A 26,676-nucleotide genomic window follows, 5' to 3' on the forward strand; every position below is an offset into this window, starting at 1 on the left:
ACTGATACGGAAGCCAATAAGCAGCTATGATGACTATGAAGAAAAACGGAACCAGCTCGTGCTCTACTGACGCAGCGTTCACGAGCTCCTCTCTGCCGCAAAGCCTGTGGGCGGCGACCGCCACGGCACCCGCGGACTACTCCCGCCTGTCGGAATCCGAGACCTGCGATGTTGCCATCATCGGCGCCGGCTTCACCGGCCTGAGCACCGCGATCCACCTGGCTGAGCGCGGCCACAAGGTCATCGTCCTCGATGCGGCCGAGCCGGGCTGGGGTGCCTCGGGGCGCAATGGCGGCCAGATCATCACCGGCCTCAAGCACAATCCTGACGACCTCATCGCCGCTCTCGGCGACGAGATGGGCAATCGCGTCATCCGCGCCATGGGTGGGGCCGCCGATCTCGTCTTCTCCCTCATCGACCGCTACGGCATCGACTGTCACGCCCAGCAGAGCGGCTGGATCCAGGCCGCCCACGGGCCGAAGCCCTATGAGGATCTCGTCGTGCCGCGCTGCCGGCAATGGCAGGCGCGCGGCGTCGATGCCCGCCTCCTCGATCGCGCTGAGATTTCGGCGATGATCGGCTCGGCGCCAGAGGCCTATTTTGGCGGCTGGTTCGATCCGCGCGGCGGCCTGCTGCAACCCTTGAGCTACGCCCGCGGCCTCGCCAAAGCGGCGCTGGCTGAGGGCGCGAAAGTCTGCGCTCGCAGCCCCGTTTTGTCCCTGTCGCGCGACGGTGATCACTGGATCCTGAAGCTCGCGCAGACGGCCATTCGCGCGAGGCAGGTGGTGATGGCCACCAATGCCTATACGGGCGACCTGTGGCCGGGCCTCGCCCAGACGGTGATCCCGGTTTCGAGTTTCCAGATCGCCACAAGACCGCTCGACGAGAAGACACGGGCGCGAATTCTTCCGGGCGGTCAGGGCGTCGCCGATACGAGACGCCTGTTGCTCTATTTCCGGCTCGATCATCAGGGCCGCTTCGTGATGGGCGGCCGTTCGCCGGTCGACGACAATCCGAGCAAAGCCGATGGCGCGCCGCTTCAAGCCGCGATAAGGCGCCTGTTCCCGATGATCGATCCGAGCCATATCGACTATGTGTGGAGCGGCAAGGTCGGGATCACCAGGGACTCGCTTCCGCATCTGCATCTCTTGGGCCCGGGCCTCATCGCAGCACTTGGCTGCAACGGCCGCGGTGTCGCCATGTGCACCATGATGGGCAGGATCATCGCCGATCTCGCTTCCGGCGTGGCGCCGGCCGATCTCGCCTTTCCGGTGACGGTGCCGAACGCTTTCCCGTTCCACCAGTTCCGCAAAATCGGGGTCTTCGCGATGAGCCAGTATTATCGCCTGCTCGATCGACTGGAAGCCGGCTTGTAGATGACTTAATTCCTGTACACACAACCCAACATCGTAGTAGCAGAACCAATACGTAGTCCTAGCGACTACACGCAAGATTCGGTAAATATCGGAGGAATCGTCCTACTTCAACGGAGCGGTATGTGATCAACTTCGACAAGCTAACGCGGCCGACCTCAACCTCTGCCCCCTTAGATCCCGTTGAAATATTCAAGAGAACACCCAATCTCAAAGACGCACCAAACGACTTATGGAAAGGTCAAGCAGAAGCGCTGGCGAGGTGGCATAACAACCGTGATGCGAGCGATAACGCTATTATCCTAAACACGGGCGCTGGGAAATCGCTTGTCGGTATTCTAGTAGCGCAAAGTCTAGTAAACGAGCAAATTGGCCCTGTTGTATTCGCATGTAGCACAATTGATCTCGTTTCTCAGACATCTAGAGAGTGCGATCGAATTGGAATAAAATACTCAACTCGCATACAGAAGGAATTCAGCAACGACCTATTTGAAACGGGTCGTGCGTTCTGCATAACCACTTATCAAGCGCTTTTTGCATCCATAAGCACATTCAAGGGACAGAACGCCCCCAAGTGCCTTATTTTTGATGACGCTCATGTTGCTGAAAGGCTCATACGGGACTCCTTCACTCTGAGCATTTCGAAGCACAAGTTTCCAGATCTGTTCGACAAGATTACTCAGATTGTGAGGCCCGAGTTCCAAGCCTTAGGCAAAGGTGCGCATCTGAGCTACATCTTGAGTGAAGTAGGACAACAATCAGTCACTCTTTGTCCGCTGGCCACATCACACCGCTGTCGAGAACAAATAATTCAAGCCCTAAAGGATGCAAACTACAAAGCTAGCTCCTTGTTCTTCCCCACCGTCCAGCTTTACGAACACCTTCACTATTGCGCCATTTTTGTCTCCTCCACTCACATAGAGATTACGCCCCCGTTCATTCCAACTGGCGTCTTTCCGTTTCTCGGCGAAGGAGTACGTCGAGTGTATTTGTCGGCAACCTTGGAATATGAAACTGATTTCGTTCGGGGGTTTGGAAGAAAAATTCCGAATCCTATTGTGCCAGATAATGATGCTGGCAACGGAGAGCGGCTGGTTCTGCTGGCAAGTGATTTCGATGAGAAGTCGACTAAACTCTCTGTGGCAAAATCGATCTTGGCTAAGCGGAAACTGCTAATTTCGGTCCCATCATACACCAGGCCAAAGCCTGGGAAGAAACTGCAACGCCTCCTGATCAGGCCACATTCAGCCAGCAATTGAACAACTTCAGACAGGCGAGCTCCGGAGCATTCATTCTCGTGTCCAGAATTGATGGCATCGATCTCCCGCAAGACACATGCAGAGTTATGATTATCGATGGCGCCCCATCCGGATCCAGTTTAATGGAAAAGTACCTACTCTATCAGTTGCAACTAAGCAACTTATTCTCAACAAAACTGGCAGGACGAATAACACAGCTTCTTGGCCGCATAAATCGAGGGCGGAGCGACTACGGCGCATTTGTCATTTATGGCAAAGACATCAACGTCTGGATCAAGCGTGAGGCTAATATCGCTCTTTTGCCTCCGCTGATACGTAAACAGATCATTCTTGGTCAGTCCTTGCAGAAGGATATTGGGAAGAGTAAGTCGAGCGATGTCGCCGGACTTGTGGACCAAGTCTTGGCACGTGACGAGGGATGGCTAAACTTCTACCGCGACACCATTGATGGGCTAGAGGTTTCGTCGGAAGCGCTAGACAGAGTGCGCAAGCGCGAAGCGACCCTTGCAACCTCAGCGATTGCGGAATGCTCATTCATGACCAGGTTATGGCAAGAAGATATTGAAGAGGCGCGAAAAGCCCTACTAGATGTCCTCGATAGCACGGCTATTGCGGACGCGCGATTGGCCGGATGGTATTCGCTTTGGCTTGGCATGACGTACGATGTTCAAGGAGACACTGAAACAGCTATAGCTCATTACAAAAGAGCGAGATCACGCTTATCTCACTGGCTCAATATCCCATTCCGAAGCGATGGTGATTTGCAAGCCACTAGGGGCGACCCCAAAACAAAACTCCAGGAACAGTTACTTACAATAAACCACCATGGCGCTCAATCGTTAGGCAATTTAATTACGAAGCTACGTGGCCAAGCAAAAATACTAAGGGATCAAGGAGCCTCTTCAAACCAACATGAAGAAGCCCTCCGAATGTTTGGCGAGTTGATGGGCTTTAGCGCTAGCAGGCCAGATAATGAGGTGGGCGCCGGGCCGGATGTAATGTGGCTAGATGAACATACAAAGTACATGATACCTTTTGAGATGAAAACCAAGAAGGATGCGCCAGCCAACTATAAGAAGGAAGATGTTGGGCAAGTCCACAACCATCAACAATGGCTAAAAGACGAATATCCCGAACACAAATGCGAGGGGGTACTGATAGTTGGCCCTCCTGGTACCTGTAGTAAGGATGCAAGTCCCTCCGACGATATCTTTTTGGTGGAGACCGCCGTAATTGTTCACCGGATGGAGGAATTTGTAGCCAAAATAGAGGACACAAGAGGTCGAACAGTCATCGAGAGATGGACAGCGTTGAATGCGTTCGGCGGTCTACCAGAATGGCAGTTAGACGGCTGGTTTAAGGTACTTGCACAGGCCCCATTGAAGGCGCTCAGAACTTGAGCGCGCTCCTAAGCCACTAGGCCGCAGATACACCATCTTATCTCTTCGACAGCGCTGTCGGGTTATGGAAATCACCACTCCCAATAATCACGAAGCCTGTAACATCTCGGGAAAGACGCTCTCCTCCGCCGGAGCACCGCGCATAGGCGAGGGCCTCGTCGCGCAGTGGATCGAAGCGGGCGCGCAGAATGACGGCCGGCGCCGCTCCCTTGATGCGGACGCGAACAACGGCGAGACGCCAGTCGGTCGAATCGTGATCCGAATGTGGTTCCGGCGATACCGCGCATAGAGTTCGCGGGTGAGGACGCATCCTTCCGCCACCTCGCGAAGCGAAAGATAGCTCGCCGTGAGATCGGGGCAGGGATAGATCAACTCCTGGTGCCTGAAACGCTCTCCACATTCGCCGTGCCGATTGGGCGCCGCCACAACTGTCGCGATATTGGCACCCGCGTGGTCGGCGATTAGCGAGAAGCGATCTCGTGGAAGACCGAGTGCTTCGCATGTTCGATGAACCAGAACGTGGCGGCGAGCCCGAGAAGTGTGAAGCGGTTTTCAGGCAATCCGATGCACAAACGGAGCATCGTAGCGACGGGTTCGAAGCCGCCTTCGGACATTCCGGATGCGCAACGAGGCCGACTATCTCAATCAGGCAAGGTGAAGGCTACGATCTCGTCGCTCACCCTCGGTGTGAGGATCGAATTGCCGCCTGCGGTGAACACCACATACTGCTTGCCCTTGTACTGATAGATTGCCGGCAGGGCGACGGCGGGAGCCGCCACCAACGCCTTCCACAGGACCTCGCCGGTCTTCACATCAAGCGCCCGCACCATTGAATCCATCGAAGCGCCGATGAAGATCAGGCCGCTCGCCGTGATGGCGGGTCCGCCAATGGTGATCGTTCCCCAGGATTCGGGCATATAGAATCCCCATTTCTGGACCTGGCCGAAGGGCCGGTTCCACAAGCGCTCTCCCGTCTTGAGATCATAGGCCGCGATCGTTCCATAGGGCGGTTTCCAGCAAGGCATGCCGAGCGGGTTGAGGAAGGTCGTCAGATTGAGGCCAAAGGGTCCGCCCGACATCGGAAACAAGCCGCCCGTTTCCGATCCGCCGCTCGCCGCCTTGTCGTAGTCGGCGCGCGCCAGCAGCTGATAGATCTGTACGGCGCTCGAGCTGTTGACGATGAATATCTGGGTCTTTGGATCGACCGCGCCACCGCCCCATTCGGTGCCGCCGATCGTCGCCGGATAGATGAGCGAGCCTTCGAGGCTGGGCGGCGTGAAACGGCCCTCATAGCGCAGTTTCTTCAGCGTCCGGCTGCAATAGCCGAAGCTGGCCAAGTCAGCGAGATCGAATATCCCCGGCCATTCATCTTCAGTGACCGGTTTCGGCAAAGCGACATAGGGTTGGGTCGGCGCCGCCTTCTCGCCGGGAACGGTCGAGGCCGGCACCGGGCGCTCTTCGATCGGATAGACGGGTTCGCCTGTGCTGCGATCGAGCACATAGAGGAAGCCCTGCTTCGAGGTCTGGACCAGCGCCGGTATCACCTTGCCGTCCTTGCTGATATCGACCAGCGTCGGTGCCGCGTTGGTGTCGAGATCCCAGATGTCGTGATGGACGAGTTGCCGGCTCCAGATAACCTTGCCGGTGCCGACATCGAGAGCCGTCACCGAGGTGACGATCGGCAGATCATTGGGATAGGCGCCGCCGAAGAAATTCGGGCTCGGCGAGCTGACCGGGATATAGAGGATGCGCCTCTCGCGATCGACCGACATGCTCGCCCAGACATTGGCGGTGCCGGTCTTGGGCGCGATGTCGGGCGGCAGTGAATGGAATGTCCAGCGCAGGGCGCCGCTGCGGGCATCGAGCGCATAGATCGTGCCCGGTGAATCCTGGCTCTCGGCCCAGTCCTTACCGGCCCAGCCGACGAACAGGTAATCCTCGAATACGGTCGGCGGCTGCAGGATCGACAGCGGCCATTTGGCATTCTGGGTATTCCATTGGTTGATGTCGACCACGCCATTGCTGCCGAAATCGGCGCAGGGCGCACCCGTATCGGCATCGACCGCATGAAGCTTCGCATCCATCGTCCCGATATAGACACGCTTCTGGCAGGCCTGGTCTGGGACCGGCGCATCAGCCTGCCAATAGGCCACGCCACGATTCTTGAGATCGGGCTGCGTCAGCGCCTCGAGCGTCGATTTGGTGTCATAGGTCCATTTCACCTTTCCCGTATCGGGCTCGAGCGCGAAAATGCGATAGAAGGGAGTTCCGAGATAGACCGTGTCATTGACGAAGAGCGGCGTTGCCGACCACACCGTCGCCGGGATATTTGGAATCTTGCCATTGGCGTCGGGCTTCATATGCATGCCGGTGGGCGGCGGCCCGCCGGACGAGACATCGCCCGTATGTGTGCGCCAGGCGACTTTCAGCTTCCCGACATTATCCGGTGTGATTTGAGTCAGCGGTGAATATTTCTGCGCCGCGAGATCACCGTTGAACGTCGTCCAGCCATCCTCGGCATGAGCGCGAGTGCCGACCATCGCGGCAACGAGCAAACAGAGGCAGACTGGTAGCGATCTGGTCCACATCGATTGGGTCCTTCCCTTCGATCATGCGACGGCGGGCCTCGACGAGAACGCGTAGAAAATCCAGCCGAGAAACGCGAGGAACATGAGGATCACCAGGGATTGGCTGTGCAGCAGATAACCGGCGAGCGCGGTTCCCGCGATATCGAGGATGGCCGCGAGCGCTATGAAGCGGCGCAGGAACCTGGAGCGCAGCCCGCCACCTTTCATCAGCCAGGCGAGGACGGTCAGGATGGCGGTCGATACGATCACCAGAATTGTTCCGGGCTCACCGGCAATACCGCTTTGCGGATCGAGGTAATTGAAGCTCGATACGGCGAGACCGGCGAGAGCAGCCGCAAAGATCAACCAGACGCCAATGGACGATGCGCTGAAATCCTGCCGGGCCATCGTTTCTCTCTCCGAGACGGTTTGAGTATCGGGCGAAAAACCGCAAATGTCCAACGCGCCGGCCCGAGGATCGCCCTATGTCTGACGATCCGGATCATCGACGCCCCATTACATCGCCAGCGAAGCTTGAGTCTGTGGGTCGTTTGGCGCGCGCAGAATTGGGGCGAGATGGGGAGATTTTCAGCGAGCTTAATCCATCCCCGCCATCAGAATATTATGGGACTTCTGAGCCCCGTTGTGACTTTCCTCACAGCGCATGGGGAGCAGACCGACTAGATTGGTCCTGCGGTGAATGTCTCGCGCTTTCCCGCGGGTCATTCCTCCCTAGACTTGCACCCGGTTCGTGCCCTCGGCCGGGTGCATTTTTTTGGTTGGCGTCTTATTATATTTACTCTATAAAATTAGTAGAGATTAATTTTCTGCGAGACGCCCCATGTCCCGTCCCATGCCCTCTCTCAATGCCTTGCGGGCTTTCGAAGCCGTGGCGCGCCATTTGAGCGTGGCCGGCGCCGCTGACGAGCTCAGTGTTACATCGGCCGCGGTCAGCCATCAGATCCGGCATCTCGAGGATCATCTCGGCATGCCGGTTTTTCAGCGCAATGGCCGCAGCCTTGCCTTGACCGATGCCGGCCAGGCCGGTCTTCCCGCCATTCGCGAGGGCTTCGCATTATTCTCCGCCGCCATGGACGCGATCGATTCGCTGGGCGAGACCGGCGCCTTGTCGATCAGCGTCACCCCGTCATTCGCGGCGAAATGGCTTCTGCCGCGTCTCTCGCGCTTCGAGGCACGCCATCCGGATATCGACGTGAAGGTGAATGCCTCGATGCAGCTGTGTGATTTCGCCAGGGAGGGCATCGATGTCGCCATCCGCTACGGCGCCGGCGCTTATCCAGACCTCGTCGCCGAGAAGCTGATCCAGGAATCGCTTATACCCGTCTGCAGTCCCGATCTTCTAAGCTCCGGCCCACTGTTGCGTGCGCCTGCGGATCTCAAGGCGTTTACCCTGCTTCATGACGACAGTCCGGATAATGACCCCTCCTGCCCGAACTGGGAAATGTGGCTGCGCGCCGCCGGGGTGGACATGCCCGACGCCCATCGCGGTCCCCGTTTCAACCAGTCGAGCCTGGTGCTCGAAGCCGCGATGCTCGGACGCGGCATAGCTCTTGCCAAATCTACCCTCGCCGCCGCCGATATCGCCAGCGGCCGGCTGGTGCGGCCGCTGCCCGGCCACAGCCCGGTCGGATTCGCCTATTACCTCGTAGCGCCGAAAGCGAAGCTCAACCTGCCCAAGGTCTCCTACTTCCGCGATTGGCTGCAGGAGGAGATCACCCGCAAGGATCATCTCCGTCTCGGCCGTCCGAGCGTGACCTTGCACGCCCGGGCCTCCTGACGGATGCGGATTTTAAAATAGACAAAGCTTCGAAAAGGAGCGCTTTTCACATCTTACCCTGTATCTACCCTGTATCTGATAAGGCCGGCTTCGTGAGAGCTCGAGGTGGCGCGTCCGGAGCTTCTAGCGCGGGATGCGAAAAAGTGGGCACCGGTTTTTCGCGAGAATCCCGCGCTAACATATAAGAATCGATCACGTTTATGAGTTTGGATCGATTCGATCCAAACTCATCGTTATCTAGGGCGTGGACTCATAAGCGCGTAACCAAATGCGGATCGAAGCTAGCTTTATGAAGGCAAGATAGTTTGCTGCGATCTTGTCATATCGGGTAGCGATCCGTCGGCACTGCTTGATCTTGTTGAAGAACCGCTCAACAATGTTGCGCGAGCGATAGAGGTAAGGGCTGAAGCAGATGGGGTCCCTGCGATTGCGCTTGGGCGGGATGTTGGCCCATGCGCCTTGCTCGCTAACGAGCGTCCTGATCCAGTCCGCATTATAGCCACGGTCTGCAAGCACCATCGTCTTTGGAAGCAATCCGGCCAGAAGTACCGGGCAGAGCCTGTTGTCATGAGCCTCGCCCGGCGACAGCCCAACGCGCACCGGCAGACCATTGGCGTCCACTACCGCGTGCACCTTGCTGGTCAGTCCGCCGCGCGAACGGCCCATCTGCTGTTCTCGGTTCCCGGCAATGCAGGCTCCGTGCTGGTGCACCCGTACAATGGATGTATCGATCATCTGCACCGCCTTATCGTGAGCGGTTGCCCGTGCTTCCATGATCCGGTCCCAAACCCCTGCACGGCGCCAACGGACAAAGCGGTTGTAGCAGGTCGTGCGAGGTCCATAGTTTTCCGGCAGATCACGCCAAGGCGCACCTGAGCGCAGGACCCAAAAGTACCGTTGAGGACACGCCGGTCGTTCACACGCCGCACGCCGCGCGGCTTATTCGGGAGCATCGGCTTGATCGCCGTCCATTCATAGTCACTGAGTTCATAGCGCATGATTCGCAGCTCCAGTTTGGGAGCTTGAATCACGTCCGGGCCGATACTTTCAATGGCAAACCGGCATGTCCGGAAGTATCCCCTAACCGGACATCTCAGAGACTCGGCAAAACCGACGTGGATGACCCAAAGCGGGCATCTGTCCTGACATAATGCTGCCAATGCCGACCTATGAACCTGGGGGTGGAGGGCAGCTATCACGAGTGCCGATGACTATACCTCGTTTAAATGGTGAGATAAGGTGGGTGGGCACCAGTTTGTGGGTGGATCAGACGGCCGTAGCCATCCTGTAAATTTTCGGGGGTATGGAATGTCGCAGCACGACGAGCACGAAGGCCACGGTTCAGAGCTGTCCGAAATGACACTTCGGGTCCGTGCATTGGAGACAATTCTCACCGAAAAAGGCTATGTCGATCCCTCGGTACTCGATTCGATCGTTGAGGCCTATGAGACGAAGATAGGCCCGCGCAACGGGGCAAAGGTAATAGCGCGAGCTTGGAACGATGCTGCATTTAAGCGATCCCTACTCGAAGACGCGACCAGAGCAGTGACGTCGTTTGGTCACGCTGGCCATGTCGGTGACCATCTTGTAGCTGTCGAGAATACCCCAAAGCTGCACAACATGGTCGTGTGCACACTTTGCTCCTGCTATCCGACCGACTTTCTTGGTGTGTCGCCTGTTTGGTACAAGTCGGCTCCCTATCGATCTCGCGCGGTCAGAGATCCACGTGGAGTATTGGCCGATTTTGGAGTGAGTTTATCCTCTGACACAGAAATCCGGGTCTGGGATTCGACTGCTGAAACCCGTTTTATTGTTGTTCCCATGCGCCCCAGCGGGACAGACGGATGGGATGAAGAGAGATTGGCGGCTCTGGTGACGCGGGACTCTATGATCGGAACAGGCCTCCCGAAAAAGCCTGAGGACCTGGGCTCATGAATGGCGTTCACGACATGGGTGGAATGGATGGCTTCGGCAAGGTCGAACCGGAGGCCAATGAGCCCGCATTCCACACACCATGGGAAGGCCGCGTCATTGCCATGATGCGCGCGATGGGGGCAACAGGAGCTTGGAATTTCGACATGTTTCGCGACGCCCGCGAACACCAGCCTGCCGCCTACTACCTAACGGCTTCCTATTACAAGAGCTGGGAGAAGACCATCGAGACACTTCTGTTAGATCACGGACTGGTCACTGCCGAAGAGATCAAGTCTGGCCACTCCCTGCATCCACCAAAGCCTTTGCATCGGCCTTCAGTCAAGCCACAAGACGTCCCCCAATGCCTCAAGCGCGCTTCCTATGGCAGGCCCGCACCAAAGGCAGCCTTATTCAAAATCGGTGACAAGGTTCGAACCAGAAATATTAATCCTGCAACCCACACGCGGTTGCCCCGTTACGCCCGTGATAAGGTGGGGACGATCGAACGAATTCACGGATGTCACGTTTATCCGGATAGTTCGGCCCTCGGTCGCGGAGACGACCCACAATGGCTATACACGGTAGTTATTTCTGGCCGCGAGCTATGGGGAGCGGATGGAGACCCTGCCTTGAAGGTCTCTATCGAGGCATTTGAGCCCTATTTGGAGCCGGCATGAGCCTGACAGAACCCAACCCGGTGCAGCTCCTCGCGAATGTGGGACCAAGCATTCCACGCGATGGGGACGGACCAGTATTCCGCGAGCCTTGGGAAGCGCAAGCCTTCGCCATCGCGCTTGCATTGGGCGAAAAAGGTGTGTTCAGCTGGAAGGAGTGGACAGCGACACTTGCCGAGGAGATCAACCGAGCGCAGGCTGCCGGGGATCCGGACACTGGCGAAACGTACTACCACCACTGGCTCGCGGCGTTAGAACGGATCGTAACGTCTAAAGGCATTACGACCGATGCGACGCTCAGGCATTATCACGATGCGTGGGATGCTGCTGCAGATAGAACTCCTCATGGCCAACCGATTGAATTGAGGCATGAGGATTTCGGACAACTAACTCCAAGCCTGCCATAGGATCGTGTCAGCCCTTGACGATGTTCAAGTCGGTTGTTGGCCCTTCTGCGACATGGCGACCGTTATTGATAATGGCTGCTTTCGTCTCGGGAGCAGACATTCGCCCATAGTCGAAGCATCCGCGTTTATGAGTTCACGCCCTAGAGCGCTTCCCGCGAAAGTTGCTCGACTTTCGCGAGAAGGAAGCGCTCCAAATATATGTAATCGAGCCTTTTTATCCCGTTTTGATCGAATCTCTTGATTCGATCAAAATGGGAAAGGCTCTAGGCTTTGTGGATCGGGTCGATCCAGCGCACCGCTTCCGGCTTCTCGACTGGCTCGATATCGAGATTGACGACGACCGCTTCGCCGTCGCTGCGCACCAGGACACATTCGAGCGTCTCATCGGGACTGGCATTGATCTCCTGATGCGGCACGAAGGGCGGAACATAGATGAAATCCCCCGGCCCCGCTTCCGCCACGAATTCGAGCTTCTCGCCCCAGCGCATGCGCGCCTTGCCCTTGACCACATAGATCACGCTTTCGAGCGGACCATGATGATGGGCGCCGGTCTTGGCATTGGCATGGATGGTGACAGTGCCCGCCCACAGCTTCTGCGCCCCCACGCGGGCGAAATTGATCGCCGTGCGCCGGTCCATGCCGGGCGTCTGCGCCGTGTTGGTGTCGAGTGAATTGGCCGGGATGACGCGCACGCCGTCATGCTTCCAGGCCGCCTCGCCATGCCGATGATCTTCCTGCCCGCTCATCTTCCTCGCTTCCGCACTGCTAAAGACGGGCGGAACATACCGCCTTTCGACGCCCTGGGGAAACCAAGCAGAACAGCTATTCCGCCGCGCGCGGGTCGACCGCGGGCGGCGCCATCGCCGCACTGACCGCCGCGCCCGCCAACGTAGACGTTGGTGAACGCACCGTCACGGCATTGGACGCGAGCGGCACGCCGGCCTCCTGCAGGGAGCGATAGACTCGCTTCAGCGCGTCGCGCTGCAGCAGGCTGGGATTTTTCGGCTTGGCGGTAAACTTGAGGCGCACCACCACGGCGGAATCGGTGATATCCTGGATGCCCTGCATCTTGAGAGGCGCGATGAGATCCGGTCCAAGCTCGGGATCCTCCTGCATGGCCAGGCCGACCTTCTTGATCACCTTGCGCGCCTTCTCGATATCGGCGTCGCGGTCGAGCCGGATCTCGAATTTCACCGTCGCCCAGTCGCGGCTGTAATTGGTGACCGCATCGAGCTGGCCGAAGGGGACGGTGTGGATCTGCCCGTTCTGGTGGCGCAGGCGCACCGAGCGCAGATGGATCTTCTCGACCGTGCCCTTCTGCTTGCCGGTCTCGATATATTCACCGACACGGAACGCGTCGTCCGCCATGAAGAAGACGCCGGACACGATGTCCTTGATCAACGTCTGCGACCCGAAGGAAACGGCGAGGCCGAGCACGCCGAAACCCGCGAGCAGTGGCCCGATATTGACGCCGATCGCCGAGAGGATGACGAGCGCCGTCAGCGCGACAATCCCGCCCAGCACGATGTCGCGGATGAGCGGCAGGACGGTGGCGAGACGGCCTTGCCCCATGCTGCCCACATCATCGTCGGCGCCGGCGAGATGCGGCGCCCCGGGGGCTCGCGGCGCATAGGAGTCGAAATAGGATCTGAAGAATACCCAGATGGTGCAGCCGACGAGAAAGGCGATACCGGCCTGTGCCAGGATGCTCATTCGCGCGAGCGCCGATTGCGGGTCGTTGCCGGCCACATAGACGGTCCAGATATAGATGACCGCATAGATGACGGCGATCCAGCTGCCGGCGCTGGCGATTGCCCTGACCACCGAGCGGCTGGCGGCGCGCACCGGGCTCGCCGGTTCATCATCATGGCGCTTCACCATGGCCGCATCGACGAGCGCCGGAACGCCAAAGCCCAGAATGGGACTTATCGCGATGAGCAGCAGCATGATGCTGGCGGCCGTCGACCAGTCGCTTTCTTCCGGGGCCCCGGCGGAGACCCGCGCGGCGCTCCACACCATGAGAACGCCGATGATGTTCATCGCCGGGAAGATGGCCGCGACCACACGCCTTCCCCACCCTTCCGGATTGGCGTGGCGAATGGCTTGCCGCACATCGTGCCTCGCGCTCCACACCCACCATAGGGCGAAACCGGCCGTCAGCGTGCTGGTGATGAACAGGCAGCCGATGACCGCGTCGAGATCGGCGTTGACCTGGTCGAGCAGGTTGATGCTCTCGATGATGAGCGCGACACAGACGGCATAGATCAGGAGATTGCGCCGGTGCCAATCGGCCTTGAGCACCGGCAGGAGTGGCGCTCCCGTATTGTCGGCCGCCAGCAGGAAACGCCCGACAGCGAGATAGAGCCCGACGATCAGGGCGAATCGGATGATGCTGTGGGCGAAGGCGCGCGCGAAGTCCGGATGCGGCAGCAGAAAGCGCACCGCCAGCAGACCGGCGGCGGCCATGGCCGCCAGCGCCAGGAGATCGATCAGCAGAACCTTCGCGCGCCACAGGAAGCGGACGCCCAGATCCGACTCCCGAGCCGCCGGCGGGGTTACCAGATTTCGCCGCCAGCGCAGCGGCACGAAGTAGGCGGCCGCCATCACGAAACCGATGACGATAAGCAGGAACAGGGGCGAGAAGCCCGGGGCATTCGCGTTCCAGGCCGTCGAGAATTTTTCGGGGACGCTCCCCAATTTGCCGATGCCGCGGAAGCCCTGCTCCACGCCGTCGCCAAATTTGTCACGCAGCGCGATGAGCTTGGCATAGAGTCCGTCGCGCGTGACCGCGATGGACGAATGCGCCTCGGGCTCGGCCGCGACCTTGCCGCTCTCGACGCGAATGGTCACCGGCCGGCTGCCGTCCTTGAGGCTTTTGATGATCGCCTCGACCTGCGCCGAATCCTGGCCGGAGGGCACGATGAGGGTGATGCCGGGATCGGTGGTTTGCGCCTGGCCTGCCGTGCCGGGCAAAGCCCAGCACAGCAGAATCAGAAAGAGCTTCACCACGAAGGAAGACGCTTTGCCGGTCATGATGCCGCCTGCCGTCTCTGACTACCACCGGACATGCTACACTAACCTGAAACCGTTCCCAATTTCGCCGTAAGCCGCTATTGGCGAGAAGGGCCTGGCTGGTCATCCATCCGCCGGCATGTTCTTAGAATTACTCTAAATGATTGACGTTGCGCGGCTTTTTCGCATCGTCTAATCAGGCGCGCAGGTAGCCCCCACCCGCAAATCGGGAAACCGAGCGGGTCGCCTCTATCTCATCCTTGCCAGCAATGACGTCACTCACGTCGCCGCACATGACGGCATGCGCGGCCGGCGACCGGCTTGCCCAGCTCAATCGCGTTTTCCTGCAGCATCGCCGCGCTTTGTGGTTCGCCGCCCTGCGTATCGTGCGCGACCGCCAGATCGCCGAGGACCTGGCGCAGGAAGCGTATCTGCGCGCCTTTCAGGCCAGCGAAAGTGCCCCTATCGAGCATATCGAGGCCTATCTCTACCGCACGATCCGCAATCTGGCGCTCGATCACCTGCGCCGGCTGAGGACCCGTGAACGCTATGAGGATCCGCAAGCGGCGGACGGACAGCTGGATGCCATCCCGGCCGACATACCGAGCATCGAGACGGCCCTGATCGAGCGTGAGCGTCTGCGCCTGTTCGAGGCGGCGCTCCAGTCGCTTCCCCTGCGCGCTCGCCGCGCCTGGGCCCTGTCGCAGGTCTCGGCCTGGTCCTATGACCGGATTGCCCGGCACCTCGGCGTTTCGCGCAACACCGTCTACAACGACGTGAAGCTCGTCATGGGCCATTGTGCCGATGCGCTGGCCCGCTTCGACCGGGAATGAAATATTTCTTTGTGAAGCGAGCCTTGCCCGAACGTCTGAACGAGTGAGTTCCCCGAAAGGTGAAGGCGAAGGCCCGCGTGAGACAGAACAGAACTGCGGATCGAGCGAGCGAAAAGGCGATGGACTGGTTCATCCGCCTCCAGTCGAAGCCGGACGATGACCGAACGAGACATGACTTCGCGCGGTGGCGGGACGCACATGTCGCGCATGATGAGGCCTTCCGCCGCATCGAACGCTTGATGGCCATGCCGTCCCTGCACGAAGCGAGCCGGCGCGATGCCGCGCGACTGGCGAAAAGTCCACGGCCCGAAACACGCCGCTCCTGGACGAAATATGCCGCCGCAATGGCGGCCGCACTTCTCATCGTCGTCGGCTATCTCCAGTATCCGGCTCTCCTGCTCCGCTGGCAGGCCGACCACATGACGGCGCCCGGCGAACGGAAGATTCTGACGTTGCCCGACGGATCGCTCATTGAGCTGAATACGTCATCGGCTGTGGCGCTCGATTTCGCCGGAGGCAGGCGCCGTCTGAGCCTGCTCGCCGGCGAAGTCTTCTTCGACGTGAAGCCCGATTCCGCCCACCCTTTCACCGTCACGACGCGGTTCAGCGAAACGACCGTCAAGGGCACCGCCTTCTCCATCCGAACCGGGGACGACGAGGACATGATCCTGCTCGCCCATGGCCGTGTCGCGGTCAGCCGCCTCGCCGACAGATCCAGTATGGTCGAGATCGATCCGGGTCAGTTCGTAACCGCCGATGCCGCGGCGATTTCAGAGGTGAGGACCGCCGCGCTCGACATGGCGCTCGCCTGGCGCGACGGCCGTGTCGTGTTTCGCGAGGAGGCTTTCGCCAAAGCCCTGTCCGAGCTCGACCGCTATTATGTCGGCAGCGTCGTCATTGCCAATGAGCAGCTTGAAACGATGAAGATCAGCGGCAGCTATCGCATCGATGATCCGCGGACTGCCATCCTCACGCTCGCGGCAGCCATCGGCGCGAAGGAAGCACGGTTTCCCGGCGGCCTGATAATTCTTTACTGAAACACTCAACTATTTTTGTGACGCCCTGCCCGCTGGCGCGTCAGGTCCATGAGGACTGTTGCGGCGTGAGGGGCATGCATGATGACCGGGCGGACGAAGACGAACTTGTTTCAGATCAGGCGGCATCTGCGGCTGCTGCTGTTGGGCTCCGCTCTATTGGGTTGTCCCGGTGCGTTTGCCGTGACGAAGACGCAGGATCTGCGCTTCTCGATACCGTCACAGTCTGTTGCGGCCGCACTCGACGACTTCGCGCGCCAATCCGGCTGGCAGTTCGGCTATGCCAGCGCCGCGCTCGGATCGACCAGGACACGCGCCGTCTCGGGCCTGATGCCGCCGGAACAGGCCTTGCGGACGATGCTTGCCGGAACGGGGCTCGAACTGCGCATGACCGGCCCGCGAAGCGTCGCCCTGGTGGTGCCCGAGATCTTCGCCGCCACGGTGCTGGAAGATGGGTCCGGGCTTCTCGATCCGATTGTGGTCGTCGCCAAGGACGGCGAGGCAAAGGCCGCCGATGCGCCCTATGAGACGCCAGGGTCTTCGACCCATATTTCGGCGGAGGATATCCAGCGCACGCCGCCGACGTCGGTCGGCGACATGCTGAAGACGGCGCCGGGCGTTATGCCTTCCGGCAACCGGGTCGGCGCCTCAATGGATGTCAATATCCGCGGCCTCCAGGGCCAGAACCGCGTGAATGTCATGGTCGACGGCACGCGCCAGACCAACAACTCCTATCGCGGCTATCGCGGCAGCCGCAATGAAGTCTATGTCGATCCCGATTTCGTCGGCGGCATCGATATCGCCAAGGGTCCCGCGGGCGGGATCGGCGGCGTCGGCGCCATGGGCGGCGTCGTCAATATGCGCCTCCTCGAAGCGAGTGACATCGTGCGCGAAGGCGAGAGCTACACCGCACGCATCAAGACCGCCATCGGCAACAACACGATCGCCCCGAACGACGCGGAATCCACCGGCATTCGCAATGACGGCTCGGAATTCTTCAACGGCGAGGCCTGGATGGGCAATGCCGTCATCGCCACGGTCAAGGACGACTATGAGCTGGTCGCCGGCTTCTCGCGCCGTAAATCCGGCAACTATTTCGCCGGCTCGAAGGGCAAATCCACCTTTATCGACGACCGCAATCCGTGGGTCAGGCCCAAGGAGAAGAACATCTCGCCGATTGGACCCGGCGATGAGGTGTTCAACACCTCGCAGGACATCACCTCCTTCCTCGCCAAGGGCAACTACAAGTGGGGCGACGGTCATTCGCTTGGTCTTGGCTACACTTTCTACAACAATAAATATGGCGAGTTCGATGAGACCCTGCTGCTCTTCGGCGCCAACAGCGCGCGTGCGAAGAACTATGGCGGTGATGCTGCCAATCTGTCGAGCTTCGATACGCCGCTTGGCCTTCTGAGCATGAGCATCGGCACGGAGTTCGTTCTCGAGCAGGCGCGCGAGGACGATCCCGCTACATCCGGCTTTTTCGGTGTCAATCCGAGTGGCGACCGCCTGCTGCTGAGCGCCTTCAATCAGTCGAAGCTCGATGTCACCGACTGGCTCACTGTGGCGGGCGGCCTGCGCTATGATTATTACGAATCCGAGGGCAAGGAGGACCTTGCCGATACTCTGGACAAGAACGGCAGCCGCATCAATCCGTCGGGGAGCCTCACGGTCGAGCCCTTCGAAGGTTTTCAGCTTTTCGGCGCCTATTTCGAGGGCTGGCGTCCGCCGAGCCTGCGTGAGACGGCATCGCGCCAGACGGACTATCTCGTGCCAAATCCCGAACTCGATCCAGAATTATCGCGCAATTTCGAGTTCGGCCTTAATGCATTGCGCGACGACATCTTCTTCGACGGCGACAAGTTCCGCTTCAAGGCGGTGCGCTTCGACAATACCTATGACGACTACATCATTCGCAAGCGCCGCCCCTCGGACGGTCTCTATAGCTGGGACAATATCGACAAGGCGGAGTTCAGAGGCTACGAATTCTCTGCCGCCTACGATGCGGGCTACGCCTTCCTCGAAGGTACTTTCACCAAATACGATCATATCAGCTATTGCGACGAGGTCCCGGCCAACCGGCCGCGTTGCGACTTCGGTGTCGCCGGCACTGACTACGGCCTGATGGCGATTCCGCCAAAATATTCAGGCAGCGTCACTGCCGGCGTGCGTCTCTTCGAGGAGGCGCTGACCTTTGGCGGCCGCGCCTATTTCTTCGGCCAGCGCTATGGCGGTTACAAAACCGTCGCCGGCGCCGTCAATTCGCCGATCTACTATGACGCGAAGACCGTCTACGATCTCTTCGGCAGTTACAAGGTCGATGAGACCTTCACCGTCGATATCGCCGTCGAGAATGTAGGTGATGAATATTACCTCGATCCTCTGTCGACAGGCCTCGTCCCCTCGCCCGGCCGAACCGTCAGGATGGGACTGACGGCGACGTTTTAGCCAGGTGAATTTGATCTCTCCGACCATTCCCTTCTCCCGCTTGCTTGTGGGAGAAGGTGGCCGAAGGCCGGATGAGGGTGTCGTCGGAACACAGCCCTCAACCACGGCGACGACAGACCCCTGTGGGATAGCGTACTTACTTTCAGTTGAATCCGGATATGGACAATCGCGTTGGAGGCGAGTAACTTAATGTCGTCCGGCCTTGATCGGACGCCTTTGCATACTCCCCACTCGTGATTGACTGACATAGGTCTTTTTGAGGGCGATCGGTTCGATCGTCCTTTCCCATTCCATCCGGTTTCGGATGCGCGTGACAAACTGCTTTGTAAGGAAGAATACCCTGCGGAGCAGCGAAAAGGAGACCGCCCGAGCCGGATTCCAGGCAGCAGCCAGTTTAGTCTGACAAGATCAGGAGGAGTGAATGCCGCCCCTGTCCGACCAGCCTATCGACACCAGCCGCCCGATCTGCCGCAACCTTGAGGCCCAGAGGAAACGGTATGCCGAAGATCATGCCCGCTGGCTTCGTCGCCTGCGTGAGACAAGAGATCCCGATGAGCGCGATCGCATCATGGAGACGCTCGAAAGGCTCGAATACCAGATCCAGGATGTCGAGTACCAGTTGACCGAGGCTGGATGCTACTTGCCTGAGGAGGTTCCGCACTCTGTCACGATCAAGATCGAGGGAATGGAGGTGACGCAGGCGATCCAGTTTTACAGGCAGCTCGGTTCTGGCGGCACTCCGAACAGCGTGCCCCTCGTCGCCAACAAGGCGACCCTGTGCCGGGTATACGTCCAGAACGGCTACCATCAGGACCTGCGGTTCACAGGCCGCATCCTCGTGATGGCATGGAACAACAACACGTTGAAATATGACATTCTCCGTCGCGAGCTGACGCCCCGCAACGAGCGCTCCTTGATCGTGCTCCCGGCGACGGCGACGTCGGATCGGCGCCGCCTCGCCAATACACTCAATTTCGTCCTCGACGCGAGCCATTGCAACGAACGGCTGCAGCTGGACGCCGAGGTCTGGGTCGAGGGGCATCGCGGTGACCCGAGCTACACCGGCAAGGGCGGCTGTGAACTCCTCTTCAACACACGGGAGCGGCCGGTTATCCATTGCTACCGCTACAGCCTGACGGGATTCTCGCCAACCATAGCTGAGCCAACGGACGCCGCCTGCCGCACCACCATGGAGCTCGCGCCACGCATCCTGCCCATCGAGGGTCTCACCATCAGGGATCGGGGTGTCAGGACCTTCGGGGGCGCTTTGGACACCAACAACAAATATGATCAGATGCGTATCGAGGTCCAGGGGTTGCGCGATGGGACGACGCCCACGCCTCTGGACCACGAGATCTTTGTCGCAATGGTGCCTGCGCACACCCAGGCATCAGGAGTGACGGCAGCGGGCGCTGCACTGAGCAACAGCTTCTGGTGCCTGGCGGACCGCGAGGACACATTCGCCCATGAGCTTGCTCACCTGATCATTCCCGGAGACGACCATGTGCTCGATGCCGCCTGCACGACGCCGGAGAATGTGGACACGAATTATCCAGACTATCCGAACACCACGCGCCCGTCCGGCATCGGCGAGTTCGGCGTCGATCTCGGAACATCTCCGATGGAGATCTTCGGGCCTGACACCTCCGACCTGATGAGTTATTGCAGACCGCGATGGATCTCGCCCTACAACTACGCCCGGGCATTCTCCTCACCCATGCTCAATCCGTACGACCGTCTCCTGGTCCGCGCCGGCGAAGCACAGAAGCTACTCGTCCGCTTCACGGTCGAACGCGAGGGGACGGCCACGCTGCTGTGGGCGTTTCACCTCCCGGGCGAGGCGCCGCGTCGCGTTGACAAATACGAGACCCCGCTTTCATTGCAGCTGTATCGCGCCGACGGCGACCTGCTTGTCGCCCGGCGTTGTCACCCCGCCTCTGACGCGTCCATACTCGACCCCTACGCCGATTTCCTCGAGACACTGCCCTGGACCGATGACGTGACCCGCATCGTCCTCACGCGGAACGGCGAGGTCATCGCGAGCTGGGATGTAGCCGAGGTTCCGTCTGAGCCCATCGCGCGAGATCTCTCCGCCACGCCCGTCGTCCGGCGGGATGTCGAATCCGGCCTTCGCATCAGCTGGAAACGAGCACGGCGGCGGTCCGAGACCCATCAGATGCTGCGCTACTCACCTGATGGCGGCGCGACCTGGATACCCTACGCCATCGACATCGAAGGCGACGAGGTTGAAATCCCGCTCGACCTGCTGCGTGGGGCAGGCGACCTCAGGTTCCAGCTGGCGACATCCACGGGCATCCGCACCACCTTCATTGAGACGTCGGTGCCGCGGCTCGGCAGCGAGGCCGTCCGCGTCGTGGAGATCCTGGCGCCCGCTGCCGATGCGGTTCTATCGACGCGTCAGCCGGTCCGGCTGATCGGCAGGACCGAAATGTGGCTCGATGGCCGCAGTGACGATCCCCACGCCTACTGGACGTCGAACCGCGACGGGTTCCTGGCCGACGGGTTGCAGGCCGAGATTGACGGGCTGTCACGGGGACGGCACGTCCTGCGTCTCGTCGTCGATGACGGGACATCGGAAACTTCTGATCGGGTGATCGTCAGCGTCGGGGACGATTAGACCGTCTGGCGCGGCACCGGCAGTCGGATCGTGATGCGCGTGCCGCGGCCGTCGGCAATCGGGCTTGCTGCCGTGATGCTGCCGCCCAGCGCCGACACGATGCCGCGGCAGATGGCGAGGCCGAGGCCCACGCCGGCACTGCGCCCGTCGCCCTGTTTGGCGCGGTAGAACTTGTCGAAGACACGCTCGAGATCGTCAGGCGGAATGCCCTGCCCTTCATCGCTCACCTCGATCAGGATCTCACCGAGGCGCGCCGCGGCACCGACCTTGGTGGGACTGCCCGCGGGTGAATATTTATGCGCATTGTCGAGCAGATTGAACACCACCTGCTCCAGCAGGCCGCTGTCGCCATGGACGAGCGGCAGCCCGGCCGCGATCGCGAGCTCGATCCGCCGCTCGGGCCAGGTCGAGCGGGCACGCGTGACCGCCGCCCGGATGACGTCGGCGAGATCGACCCAGTCGCGCCCGATCTCGAGATTGGGGGCCTCGAGGCGCGTCATGTCGAGGAGATTGGTGACGAATTGCGACATGCGCCGCGTCTCCTCCTCGATCGCCGAGAGAAGCTCGCTCTGGCTCTCCTTCGGCATCTGGCCGCCGAGGCTTCTGAGGCTCGTCACCGCGCCCAGGATCGTGGCGAGCGGCGTGCGCAGGTCGTGCGAGATGGAGGAGAGCAGCGCCGAACGCAGACGTTCGCTTTCGGCCATGGCCTCGGCCTTGGCCGCGTCCACCGCCAGTAATGTGCGCTCGATCGCCACCGTTGTCTGGTCGATCAGCGCCTCGATCACGCGTTGATCCTCACCCGAGACATCGCGCGCGCCGGGCCTGAGGCCGATTACACCGACGATGCCGCGCGGCGTCGCGAGCGGACGGAAGGTGAAATGCGCGTTGGGCAAGGTCGTGGTGCCGAGCCCCGCCGCCTCGCGATGGTTGAGCGCCCAGCGCGCCGCCGTCCATTCGCCGGGGCCCATGATGTCTTCCGGCGGAAAGGCCGCCTTGATCTCGAGCTCGCCATTCTCCCCCAGAAGCACGATGCTCTCGCCCTTGATGGCCGACGCCGTCTGCGAGGCGACCGCCCAGAGCACATCGTCGAGCGCTGCCGTGCCCGAGAGCTTGCGCGAGAAGTCGAACAGCATCTGCGTCTGGAATATGCGCCGGCCGGCCGCAACCGATTGTTCGCGCACGCGTCCCGACAGGCTGCCGGTAATGACCGCGACCAGCAGGAACACGGTGAGCGCCAGAAGCTCATGCGGGCTTGCCACGGTCAGCGTGTGGAGCGGCGCGATGAAGAAGAAATTATAGGCGAGAAACGAAAGCAGTGCCGCCACGATGGCGCTGCTAGTGCCGAAACGGTTGGCGCACAGCAGCACCGCGGCGAGGAAGAACATCGAGATGGCCGGCGCCTGCAACCATTGGATCGCAAAAAGGCCGAGGCCCGTGGCGATCGCCACCGCGACGAAGGCGCCGATATAGGCGCTTGCCGCCATCACCGGACGCGGCCATTGGAAAGATGGCGCCTTGCCCTTGGGCGGCGTCACGATATGGACGGCTATGCCTTCCGCCTGGCGCGTGATCTCGTCCGACAGCGAACGGCCGATGAAGCGCTTGAACCAGGAGGCGCGCGAGCGCCCGAGCACGATCTGGGTGATGTTCTCGCGTCTCGCATAGCGCAGGACTTCAGTGGGCAGATCGCGTGCCGAAAGCCTGGAGATGTCGGCGCCGAGGCGTTGCGCGAGTTTCAGCGCCTCCTCGACCCGCTTCAGCGCCTCCGGATCGCGCCCATCGCGCCCGATTCGATCGAGATGCGCCGCCACCCAGCCGGCATTGAGTCCCTTGGCGAGCCTCCCCGCCACGCGCACCACCGCCTGCGACTGCGCATCCGGCCCGACGCAGACCAGGATGCGCTCTGCCGTCGGCCACGGCCCTTCGATGGCGTTCTGGCGCAGAAAGTCGACCATCTCGTCATCGACGCGGTCGGCGGTGCGCCTGAGCGCCAGTTCGCGCAAGGCGGTGAGATTGCCCGGCTTGAAGAAATTGTCGGCGGCGCGCCTGGCATTGTCCGGCAGATAGACCTTGCCGTCCCTCAGTCTTTCCAGAAGCTCGTCCGGCGTGACGTCGACCACCACGACGTCATCCGCCCTCTCGATCACCGTGTCGGGCACCACTTCGCGGATGGTGATGCCAGTGATGCCGGCGACGACGTCGGACAGGCTTTCGACATGCTGGATGTTGAGCGCCGTCCAGACGTCGATGCCGGCAGTGAGCAGTTCCTCGACATCCTGAAAACGCTTCGGATGCCGGCTATCCGGCGCGTTCGTATGCGCGAGCTCGTCGACGATGATGAGGTCGGGCCTGCGCGCCAGCGCCGCATCGACGTCGAATTCCATCAGCGTCCGGCCCTTATAGGCGACCGGCCGGCGCGGCAGCACTTCGAGGCCCTCAAGCAAGGCCGCCGTGTCGCTACGCCCATGCGTTTCGACGAGGCCGACCATAACGTCGCGGCCTTCCGCCTTGAGCCGCCGGGCACCCGACAGCATCGCATAGGTCTTGCCTACGCCAGGGGATGCCCCCAGAAACACCTTGAGCTTGCCGCGCGCTTCACGCCCGGCAAGCTTCAGGAGGGCGTCCGGTGACGGACGAAGGTGAGGACTTTGGACCATGCGCCTCTCTATGTTCTATCCGGCCCCCAGCGCGTCAAGAGCGATGTTGAGGGAAAGCACGCTGACGCGCGGCTCGCCGAATATGCCAAGCACCGGCCTGTAGATGTGGCTCTCGACCAGCCCTCTCACGCGCTCCTCGGCAAGGTTGCGCGCTTTGGCGACTCGCCCCACTTGCTGCAGCGCATAGGCGGGCGAGATTTGGGGGTCGAGCCCGCTCGCCGAAGCTGTGGCGGCATCTGGCGGCAGGCTCTGGACGCCATCAGCGGCCTTGATGCGCTCGGCATCCGCCGCGATCCGCTCGATGAGCTTCTTCGATGTCGGCCCCAGATTGGCGCCCGAGGATGCCGAAGCGTCATAGCCGGAACCGGCGGCCGAGATGCGCGGCCAGAAATAGCGATTGTCGGCGAAGGTCTGGCCTAAGAGAGCCGAGCCCCTCACCTTGCCGTCGAGGACGACCAGGCTGCCATTGGCCTTGCCCGGGAATAGCGCTTGCGCCACCCCCGTCATCGCCAGGGGATAGGCGATGCCGGTGATGAGCATGAGAAGAGCGAAGAGGAACAGCGCCGGGCGCAATTGTGAGAACATGGAAACCTCCTTCAGGCGAGTTGAAGCGCCGAAACAATGATGTCGATGGCCTTGATGCCGATGAAGGGCACCACCAGTCCGCCGAAGCCGTAGATGAGCAGGTTGCGGCGCAGGAGCTCGCCCGCGCCGACGGCGCGATAGGCGATGCCTTTCAGCGCCAGCGGGATCAGCGCGATAATGATCAGCGCGTTGAAGATGACCGCCGACAGGATGGCGCTTTCGGGCGAGGAAAGCCCCATGATATTGAGCGCGCCGAGCTCCGGATAGGTCGCCACGAACAGCGCCGGGATGATGGCGAAATACTTCGCCACGTCATTGGCGATCGAGAAGGTGGTGAGTGAGCCCCGTGTCATCAGGAGCTGCTTGCCGATTTCCACGATCTCGATGAGCTTGGTGGGATTGGAGTCGAGATCGACCATATTGCCGGCCTCGCGCGCGGCCTGGGTGCCCGACTGCATGGCCACACCGACATCGGCCTGCGCCAGAGCGGGCGCGTCATTGGTGCCATCGCCGCACATGGCGATGAGCCGGCCCTTGGCCTGCTCGGCGCGGATATAAGCGAGCTTGTCCTCTGGCGTGGCTTCCGCAATGAAATCGTCGACTCCCGCTTCGGACGCGATGGCCGCGGCGGTCACCGGATTGTCGCCGGTCACCATCACCGTCTTGATGCCCATATTGCGCAGCGCGTTGAAGCGCTCCTTGATGTCGGACTTGACCACGTCCTTGAGCTGAATGACGCCGAGGAGGCGTCCGTTCTCGGCCACCGCCAGTGGCGTGCCGCCGGTACGTGAGATGCGGTCTACCGCTTCACGGAAGGCGGCCGGCGCAGCGCTCGCCGCCACGTTGACATGCTTGAGGATGGCATCGACGGCGCCCTTGCGGATGACACGGTCGCCGAGATCGACGCCCGACAGCCGAGTCAGCGCCGAGAACGGCACCGTCACCGCCTTTTTGCCCTTGAGATCGGGCTCGGCGACATGGTGATTGCCCTTGGCCAGCGCGAGGATGGAGCGGCCCTCCGGCGTCTCGTCCGACAGCGAGGCGAGGAGCGCGGTCTCGGCGAGCGCCTGCTCTGAAGTGCCCGGTACCGGCAGGAACGCCGTCGCCAGGCGGTTGCCGAAGGTGATCGTGCCGGTCTTGTCGAGGAGCAGCGTGTCGACATCGCCCGCCGCTTCCACCGCGCGGCCCGAGGTCGCGATCACATTGAAGCGGATGAGCCGGTCCATGCCGGCGATGCCGATGGCCGAGAGCAGCCCGCCGATCGTCGTCGGGATGAGGGTGACGAGCAGCGCGGCCAGCACGGTGACCGAGAGAATGGTCGCCGAATAGCCGGCAATGCCCCACAGCGACACGACGACGAACAGGAAGATGAGCGTCATGCCGGAGAGCAGGATCGACAGCGCCAGCTCATTCGGCGTCTTCTGGCGTTCGGCGCCTTCGACCAGCGCGATCATGCGGTCGAGGAAGCTGTGGCCGGGGGCCGCGGTCACTTTCACCTTGATCCAGTCGGAGAGCACCGTCGTGCCGCCGGTGACGGCAGAGCGGTCGCCACCCGATTCGCGGATCACGGGAGCGGATTCGCCGGTAATCGCCGATTCATTGACGGACGCGATGCCCTCGATGATCTCGCCATCGGCCGGGATGACCTCGCCCGCCTCGACGATCACGATATCGCCTTCGCTGAGCTCGAGGGCCGAGATCTTCTCGTAGAGGTCTTTGCGCGCGTCCGGCTGGAGGAGCCGGCGCGCGACCGTGTCGCTGCGGGTGCGCCGCAGCGCATCGGCCTGCGCCTTGCCTCTGCCTTCCGCCACCGCTTCGGCGAAATTGGCGAACAGCACGGTGAACCACAGCCAGGCGGCGATCTGGCCGGAGAACATCGCGGTCCCGGTGCCAGCGAACAGATCGCGCAGCCACATCGCCGTCACCAGCAGGGCGACGACGGCGGTGACGAAGATCACCGGATTGCGCGACAGGGTTTTCGGCCTGAACTTGACGAAGGCCTGCTTCATCGCCTCGCGCGTGATCTTGCTGTCGAAGAGCGAGGGATTGACGTGTTTGGTGGACATCGAAGTGACTC

The 26,676-nt window shown here is 60.9% G+C and carries 20 protein-coding genes; 11 read left to right on the forward strand and 9 right to left on the reverse strand.

The window, feature by feature from the left end:
* Positions 1–35: 35 nt before the first annotated feature.
* The 3 genes from G5V57_RS33620 to G5V57_RS33630 all read left to right on the forward strand — a co-directional run bounded on the left by G5V57_RS33620 (position 36) and on the right by G5V57_RS33630 (position 4,032).
* Positions 36–1,376 (forward strand): FAD-binding oxidoreductase, encoded by a 1,341-nt coding sequence (locus G5V57_RS33620; RefSeq protein WP_165173591.1) that lies wholly within the window; start codon positions 36–38, stop codon positions 1,374–1,376.
* Positions 1,377–1,498: 122 nt separating this feature from the next.
* Positions 1,499–2,632, forward strand: coding sequence for a DEAD/DEAH box helicase family protein (locus tag G5V57_RS33625; RefSeq protein WP_165173593.1), 1,134 nt, complete (start codon positions 1,499–1,501; stop codon positions 2,630–2,632).
* Positions 2,629–4,032, forward strand: coding sequence for a hypothetical protein (locus G5V57_RS33630; RefSeq protein ID WP_165173595.1), 1,404 nt, complete (start codon positions 2,629–2,631; stop codon positions 4,030–4,032). Before G5V57_RS33625 ends, G5V57_RS33630 begins: the two co-directional genes overlap by 4 nt.
* Positions 4,033–4,119: 87 nt before the next feature.
* On the opposite strand, the gene G5V57_RS35500 is transcribed toward G5V57_RS33630, so the two are convergent.
* The 3 genes from G5V57_RS35500 to G5V57_RS33645 all read right to left on the reverse strand — a co-directional run bounded on the left by G5V57_RS35500 (position 4,120) and on the right by G5V57_RS33645 (position 7,007).
* Positions 4,120–4,548 (reverse strand): alpha/beta hydrolase fold domain-containing protein, encoded by a 429-nt coding sequence (locus tag G5V57_RS35500; RefSeq protein WP_165174383.1) that lies wholly within the window; start codon positions 4,546–4,548, stop codon positions 4,120–4,122.
* Between the two features lie 125 nt (positions 4,549–4,673).
* Positions 4,674–6,620, reverse strand: a complete 1,947-nt coding sequence (locus tag G5V57_RS33640; RefSeq protein ID WP_165173597.1) for a pyrroloquinoline quinone-dependent dehydrogenase — start codon at positions 6,618–6,620, stop codon at positions 4,674–4,676.
* A gap of 21 nt (positions 6,621–6,641) precedes the next feature.
* Positions 6,642–7,007 (reverse strand): hypothetical protein, encoded by a 366-nt coding sequence (locus G5V57_RS33645; protein ID WP_165173599.1) that lies wholly within the window; start codon positions 7,005–7,007, stop codon positions 6,642–6,644.
* A gap of 433 nt (positions 7,008–7,440) precedes the next feature.
* Here G5V57_RS33645 and G5V57_RS33650 point away from each other — a divergent pair, with 433 nt between their 5' ends.
* Positions 7,441–8,397 carry a transcriptional regulator GcvA gene (locus G5V57_RS33650; protein ID WP_165173601.1) on the forward strand — a complete coding sequence of 319 codons (957 nt, stop codon included), beginning with the start codon at positions 7,441–7,443 and terminating at the stop codon, positions 8,395–8,397.
* A gap of 237 nt (positions 8,398–8,634) precedes the next feature.
* Here G5V57_RS33650 and G5V57_RS33655 read toward each other — a convergent pair.
* Positions 8,635–9,395, reverse strand: a protein-coding gene (locus G5V57_RS33655; protein ID WP_206530147.1) for an IS5 family transposase whose coding sequence is annotated in 2 segments (ribosomal slippage) — positions 8,635–9,290 and positions 9,290–9,395 — 762 coding nt in all. Because the reading frame shifts where the segments join, the coding sequence is not laid out codon by codon here.
* 310 nt (positions 9,396–9,705) lie between these two features.
* On the opposite strand from G5V57_RS33655, the gene nthA reads away from it, so the two are divergent.
* From nthA to G5V57_RS33670, 3 genes are read left to right on the forward strand one after another with little or no spacing between them, the layout of a single operon-like run.
* Positions 9,706–10,332: a nitrile hydratase subunit alpha gene (gene nthA / locus G5V57_RS33660; RefSeq protein WP_165173602.1), complete on the forward strand. Its 627-nt coding sequence runs from the start codon at positions 9,706–9,708 to the stop codon at positions 10,330–10,332.
* Entirely contained in the window at positions 10,329–10,988 is a 660-nt protein-coding gene (gene nthB / locus G5V57_RS33665; RefSeq protein ID WP_165173603.1) for a nitrile hydratase subunit beta, read from the forward strand. The genes nthA and nthB overlap by 4 nt, the downstream gene beginning before the upstream one ends.
* Positions 10,985–11,392, forward strand: coding sequence for a nitrile hydratase accessory protein (locus tag G5V57_RS33670; protein WP_165173604.1), 408 nt, complete (start codon positions 10,985–10,987; stop codon positions 11,390–11,392). The genes nthB and G5V57_RS33670 overlap by 4 nt, the downstream gene beginning before the upstream one ends.
* 263 nt (positions 11,393–11,655) lie before the next feature.
* Here the strand turns inward: G5V57_RS33670 and G5V57_RS33675 are convergent, their stop codons facing one another.
* Together G5V57_RS33675 and G5V57_RS33680 are read right to left on the reverse strand one after the other, a co-directional pair.
* Positions 11,656–12,138 carry a cupin domain-containing protein gene (locus tag G5V57_RS33675; protein ID WP_165173605.1) on the reverse strand — a complete coding sequence of 161 codons (483 nt, stop codon included), beginning with the start codon at positions 12,136–12,138 and terminating at the stop codon, positions 11,656–11,658.
* Between the two features lie 76 nt (positions 12,139–12,214).
* Positions 12,215–14,425 carry a mechanosensitive ion channel family protein gene (locus G5V57_RS33680; RefSeq protein WP_165173606.1) on the reverse strand — a complete coding sequence of 737 codons (2,211 nt, stop codon included), beginning with the start codon at positions 14,423–14,425 and terminating at the stop codon, positions 12,215–12,217.
* Positions 14,426–14,697: 272 nt separating this feature from the next.
* Between G5V57_RS33680 and G5V57_RS33685 the strand changes: the two genes are divergently transcribed.
* The 4 genes from G5V57_RS33685 to G5V57_RS33700 all read left to right on the forward strand — a co-directional run bounded on the left by G5V57_RS33685 (position 14,698) and on the right by G5V57_RS33700 (position 21,357).
* The gene (locus G5V57_RS33685; protein ID WP_165173607.1) at positions 14,698–15,237 is read left to right on the forward strand and encodes an RNA polymerase sigma factor; all 540 of its coding nucleotides are present in this window, start codon (positions 14,698–14,700) and stop codon (positions 15,235–15,237) included.
* Positions 15,238–15,314: 77 nt separating this feature from the next.
* Complete coding sequence (locus G5V57_RS33690) at positions 15,315–16,274, forward strand: FecR domain-containing protein (protein WP_165173608.1); 960 nt, start codon at positions 15,315–15,317, stop codon at positions 16,272–16,274.
* Between the two features lie 78 nt (positions 16,275–16,352).
* Complete coding sequence (locus tag G5V57_RS33695; RefSeq protein WP_165173609.1) at positions 16,353–18,719, forward strand: TonB-dependent receptor; 2,367 nt, start codon at positions 16,353–16,355, stop codon at positions 18,717–18,719.
* Positions 18,720–19,140: 421 nt separating this feature from the next.
* Positions 19,141–21,357, forward strand: coding sequence for a hypothetical protein (locus tag G5V57_RS33700; RefSeq protein WP_165173610.1), 2,217 nt, complete (start codon positions 19,141–19,143; stop codon positions 21,355–21,357).
* Here G5V57_RS33700 and G5V57_RS33705 read toward each other — a convergent pair.
* Genes G5V57_RS33705 through kdpB form a run of 3 tightly spaced genes read right to left on the reverse strand, consistent with a single transcriptional unit; the run spans position 21,354 to position 26,665 of the window.
* Entirely contained in the window at positions 21,354–24,014 is a 2,661-nt protein-coding gene (locus G5V57_RS33705; RefSeq protein ID WP_165173612.1) for a sensor histidine kinase KdpD, read from the reverse strand. The two genes, G5V57_RS33700 and G5V57_RS33705, sit on opposite strands and share 4 nt — an antisense overlap.
* Positions 24,015–24,029: 15 nt before the next feature.
* Entirely contained in the window at positions 24,030–24,599 is a 570-nt protein-coding gene (gene kdpC / locus G5V57_RS33710; protein ID WP_165173614.1) for a potassium-transporting ATPase subunit KdpC, read from the reverse strand.
* Between the two features lie 11 nt (positions 24,600–24,610).
* Complete coding sequence (gene kdpB / locus G5V57_RS33715; protein WP_165173616.1) at positions 24,611–26,665, reverse strand: potassium-transporting ATPase subunit KdpB; 2,055 nt, start codon at positions 26,663–26,665, stop codon at positions 24,611–24,613.
* Between the last annotated feature and the right edge of the window lie 11 nt (positions 26,666–26,676).

Origin of the sequence: Nordella sp. HKS 07, from assembly GCF_011046735.1 — a bacterium.
Classification (GTDB): domain Bacteria; phylum Pseudomonadota; class Alphaproteobacteria; order Rhizobiales; family Aestuariivirgaceae; genus Taklimakanibacter.